The following is a 5,166-nucleotide window of genomic DNA, read 5'->3' on the forward strand; positions in this document are numbered from 1 at the left end:
AACAACACCGTCTGATTTTGGTTGTAATACTTGAAATTCATAGACAAATATCTGATTATCAAACATAAATATACAAAAATCTAAAATAATAACCAAAAAAAATCCGCCTCAGTTGTGAGACGGATTCATATTAATCTGGTATATTATGTATAAAAAAAGCCTCAGATAATATCTAAGGCTGTTTATTTTTTTTAAGTGCACCACGAATGCAAATGATTAATGGGACACTATTATATTACAAATATACAATTATTCTTTTATTAAATAACTATATCCTAATTTTTTTTCAATAATTTGTTTTATAACATCATTGTTTTCAAACTTATTGAATAATTCATGTAATCTAATTTCAAGTTCATTCTTTCTAGAAATTGAAATATTATTAAGCAGATATATTAACGCTTTTATTGCAGAATCTAAACTATGACTGTATTCATTGTTAAAAGGAGTATTAGGAATACCACTTACTCCTTCATCTATATGTAAATCATAAATAACTCCGCTATGTGCACAACTATTGCGAACAAAGACTAAAGTATCTAAAAAGTTCTGAAGTTTTTCAGGTTTCTTGAGCGAATACCGTAAAGAAATTTTTTTTCTAACATCCTGATCGATAATATGCTCATATACTTTAAACCCGTTGTGCATTTTAAATAATTTGAGTTTTTAGATTATTAATATTTCGATTAAAGTATGTTTTATTAATGTACTGAACCACAGTAAGTGCAGTAATTTTAGCTAAAATTCTGGTTTTAAACCCTTCGAAAGTCTTTGCATAATTTCGTCTAATCATAAACTGATCACATAGTTGAGAAAATAACGTTTCAATTCTTTTTCGGTACTTTTTGAATGGATAAAACTGAGGTTTATACTCTTTTTGATTGGATCTTTTCGGTGTTTCTAATCGAATATTAGCTTCATTAAATAAGTCAATTTGAATTGTTTGTGACAAATATCCTTTGTCTCCAAGTAGCAAACAATCATACATTTGAGTTTTAACATCTTTCAAAAAATGAATGTCATGAACAGATGCGGGACTGATATCAATACTCTGGAAAACACCATTTAAAGAACAAATAGCATGAAGTTTATAGCCATAAAAAGACATTTGCTGAGAAGCACAAAAACCTCTATTTGGTGCACTATACTGATGTTCTTTGCAAATTTTCGAGCGATTAATTCTTGCTATTTTACACACTTCCAACGGCATACTATCAACGATGAAACAATTTTCAAATTCATTAAATTCTTTCGCTAATTTGAGGCGAATACTATTAATTTGCTCTGATAATCTACGTTTTCTACGATTGTAAATACTACGCTCAATTTTACAACTTAACGTATTAGGAAGATTTCGAAATAAATGATTTTCACTATCAATACCCATAAATTCAGCAGTTAAGACAAGACTGATAAGTTCTAAATCAAAAAGTTTAGGTCTTCTACGTTGATAAATTAAAAGTGTATCTGTTGATATTTTTCGTAGAACTTCCAATATTCTTTCGTAATTTGCAAGTAAGTTGTTCATTGTAAATGTTTTGTAGTTGAAGCAATTTACTGATTTTCAATCAAATGAACAACTTTATTCTTTAGTAATCAAAATGCACAACGGGTATACTTTAACTATTGATCCAAATGTATAGTATTCAAATGTTTTCCAACACGGTGCATATTTATCTTCTGGATATTTTTGATGATGTTTGCAAATTTGAATATTTTTTTTCTTAAAATTATTATTATAATGTGATTTTATATCTTTCAAATATTCTTCTGACATTATAGCAGGATCTGTGTACCAAATCGAGTTATTATTATAATGCATCGAAACCCAGTAAATTAGGTTAGTTCTAAAATTTAATTCTAGTCTGTTTATATATTTTATTAGCAAATATCTTAAATCTACGTCTAAATAATACAAGTCAATTACAGTCGAAATTTTAGTCCCTTCTACGAAATTATGATTTTCATCTATTTCGAATGGATACCAATAAAACCCTAATCTATAGTAACCAATATCTAATAAAATTTCTTTGATCTTATCATTCTCTAAGTCAAAAAACATACCTCTATCAATCAGCTTAGTAATTTGATTTTCTATACTCGTAAATGTATCAGCCATTTATTTTCAATATTTGTATTGATTAAGATTTAAAATATAAATTGCCTTTCTACCAGTTGTTTCTTCTGAACTGATCAACTCATCGTTTTTTAAGTTCCTCATAACACCAGCGATAGCAACAGAAGTTATTTCTTTTGGTACTAATTTCAACCGAACTAACTCCTCTTTTATTTCAGCAACAGTTTTACCTTTATTAAGAAAGTTAGTATTTACTATATGCTCTCTAATTTTTGATGTCAATTTTAAAGATTCTATCCTATCTTTTGGTAATTCATTGAGAGGTTTAAGAGGAATTTTAAAGTCTAATAATGTTTCTAATGGGTACTGAACGGCTTTTGCATATTCAACGTAATAATCTATATTGGTAGTTATACCTTTTTCAATACTATTGATTGTGTTTTCTGTTATAGTTGTTAATATAGAAATATCTTTTCTGGTATAGTTTAATTCTATACGCTTATTTAATAAAGACTTACCTAACTTTTCTCTATAAGCAGGTGAAACTAATCTATCTTTTCTATTATTATCACTCAACTCTAATGTTATTTTAAATTAATTAGATATAAATTTGCATGTAACAAAATATTTATCTATATTTGACTATAATTAATTAAGCGACAGTTATTAAACTCGAGTCTTGTTATCGAAAACGGCTAATTTAAGATGACGCAAGACCAATAGGGTTGTCGCTACCTCATATTTTGTATATTTGCATTCTATGGGGTGGTTTTCTCTATCGGATATTTCGTCAAAGGTTCTTAGCCGTACCTCGATTTAAATTGAAGATAGGAAATCGCCCCTCTTCATATCTCGACTCGTTCCATAAAACCCAACACAAAATGAGAACGAAACAATTTCCATTCATCCGTAAAAAACCACCAGACAAAGTCTGTTTGTTTTTTCCATTCTTTTAAAGAACAATACCCCGTATTTATAGCATTTTTAAAACACGGATCGTAAAGTAAAGGGCTGACCTTTCTTTACACGCTCTCTATCAGAGCCTCGGTAATGAGACTTTGAAAGCATTCGTTTTATCTTTTTTATTCGCACAATAAATTTAAAACGTTTAATATCATTTTCCAAATTTATTGGGGCTACTACCTGTTTTAAGTTGTAAGTAATGAGTTATAAGTAATAAGTTGAATGTATGATGTACAGATTAGATGTTAGTTGTTTGAGTTGAGTCTAAATCAAATATATAGGATGCGATTCTGAGACAAGTCAAGAATGACAAAACTCATTGTAGAAAGTGAATTTGAATATTGAAAAAGGAATTAAAAAAATGTCATATGATTTGGAGGCGAGTGTCAAAAAGCTGAGATGCATGATTAAGATTATTCATTTTTTTTCTTGATAAAAAACACATTTGAGATTAAGAGGAGAAGCTTTATAAGCTTCGGTATATTACTTTTTGCTTGATCAAAAAGTAATCAAAAAATCAAGACCGCGATTTTCGACGTTCAATTAGCATTTTACGCACTAAAAAGATTAAATGATTCGCATACGCTCACTAATCTTTTTTACGCTTGTTTCAATGGATTGAAACTCGTCTGCAAATCGTATGTCGACTCTAAGAATCGTTATAAAAAGTGAATTTGAATATAAATAAGAATAAAAACGAAAAACGTTAAGCGTAGACCGTAAATCGTAAAAACAAAAACCCCTTTCCCCAAAACAAAGTTGGCGCGATGTACAGGAAAAGGAGTGGTTTTTAAAACGAATGTTGAATTTTAAAAAACTATTGTAAAATTATGAAAGAGTAAACAGATTCACACTCTATCCCCCGAAGACACCATAAGAAGAAAGTAAATGATCTTCATAAAGTAATTAGTGTTAAATTTTAGTTTTCATTTATTAATGTATTTTTTAAAACTTGTCTATCGGGGGAATTTCTTTTTAAGAGGAATATATTATAAACAGGCACGCGCGCGCGAAAAAATAGAGATGAAATTCTAAATTGAATTTACGATAATAAGAAAATGATTATATGTTCATTTTTACCTTGACGCAAAAACGAACCAAAAGTTATTCATATGATTTATTATTATTTTTAAGGTATTCATGAATGCAAAGCATTACAAGACCGCGATTTTCGACGTTCAATTCTCATCTCACGCACTAAAAAGATTAAATGATTCGCATACGCTCACTAATCTTTTTTACGCTTGTTTCAATGGATTGAAGCTCGTCTGCAAATCGTATGTCAACTCTAAAATTCGTTGTTATAAGTGAATTAGAATATTGATAATAAAAAACACGTAAAACGTTAAGCGTACAACGTAAAACTTGATAAAAAACATTGTGGTTAGATAAATTAAGTGTTAAAAAGTGTTAAAATCCTGTATCGGTGTATATCGAAAATGACACTTTTCTGTATCGGTTGTGTATCCGCGCTGTATCCATTCTGTATCCATTGTATATCCGTTCCGTATGGTTTGTTCGGTGTTCGTGTATCGATGTTTAATTGTAAAATGTAGTATGTATTAAGTAAAATGTACAGATTAGATGTTAGATATGAGATATGAGATATGAGATTGAGATTGAGGTTGAGGTTGAGGTTGAGGTTGAGGATGAGATTCTTTGAAAGGTCAGAATGACAAAGAATTTGAGTATTGAAAAAGGAATTAAAAAAATCCGACGATTTAGAATCGAAATGCAATTCAACTCTAAATTATTGGAATAAAAAAGTTGGAGTGTCTGAGTGGAGCGAGTTGCCAACTTTATGGAAATAATTTATTTAGTTGAATTACCTGAGCCATACCATGGCTCCTCCTTTTAATTTCAAATGTTTTTTTGGATGAGCTTCCCCGAAGGGCATATGAATACCTATAATTAAAATAGAAAAGTAATGAATAAAAAAGTGATAGAAAGATTTCTCAATACCTCGAAATGACATATTGAATGAGATTCTGAGACAAGCTCCTTTAGATTTGAAAATCTTAAATTGTAGTATAAAAAGAAGAGAAAAGAGTTTGAGTACACTATAACGAGTTCAGAGCTATATAATCTCATATTCTGATTAAGACTCAACTCTTTCTTATCAAATT

4 protein-coding genes are annotated in these 5,166 nt (G+C 29.3%); all 4 read right to left on the reverse strand.

From position 1 onward, the window contains the following. Window positions 1-249: 249 nt before the first annotated feature. Genes G0Q09_RS14555 through G0Q09_RS14570 form a run of 4 tightly spaced genes read right to left on the reverse strand, consistent with a single transcriptional unit; the run spans window position 250 to window position 2,653 of the window. Window positions 250-648 carry an Abi family protein gene (locus G0Q09_RS14555; protein WP_219035426.1) on the reverse strand — a complete coding sequence of 133 codons (399 nt, stop codon included), beginning with the start codon at window positions 646-648 and terminating at the stop codon, window positions 250-252. 1 nt (window position 649) lies between these two features. After that, entirely contained in the window at window positions 650-1,528 is an 879-nt protein-coding gene (locus G0Q09_RS14560; RefSeq protein ID WP_219035427.1) for an IS982 family transposase, read from the reverse strand. 54 nt (window positions 1,529-1,582) lie between these two features. Further along, a complete protein-coding gene (locus tag G0Q09_RS14565) occupies window positions 1,583-2,119 on the reverse strand; it encodes an Abi family protein (RefSeq protein ID WP_257468297.1) in 537 nt (178 codons plus the stop codon). Window positions 2,120-2,125: 6 nt separating this feature from the next. Further along, window positions 2,126-2,653: a hypothetical protein gene (locus tag G0Q09_RS14570; RefSeq protein WP_219035428.1), complete on the reverse strand. Its 528-nt coding sequence runs from the start codon at window positions 2,651-2,653 to the stop codon at window positions 2,126-2,128. Window positions 2,654-5,166 lie beyond the last annotated feature (2,513 nt).

This window comes from Empedobacter falsenii, assembly GCF_019308355.1.
In the GTDB taxonomy this organism is placed as follows: Bacteria; Bacteroidota; Bacteroidia; order Flavobacteriales; family Weeksellaceae; genus Empedobacter; species Empedobacter falsenii_B.

What these genes read in the sequence shown, in the direction of transcription:
- G0Q09_RS14555 (WP_219035426.1), bottom strand. Translation starts at nt 648, where the DNA reads ATGCACAACGGGTTTAAAGTATATGAGCATATTATCGATCAGGATGTT.
- G0Q09_RS14560 (WP_219035427.1), bottom strand. Translation starts at nt 1,528, where the DNA reads ATGAACAACTTACTTGCAAATTACGAAAGAATATTGGAAGTTCTACGA.
- G0Q09_RS14565 (WP_257468297.1), bottom strand. Translation starts at nt 2,119, where the DNA reads ATGGCTGATACATTTACGAGTATAGAAAATCAAATTACTAAGCTGATT.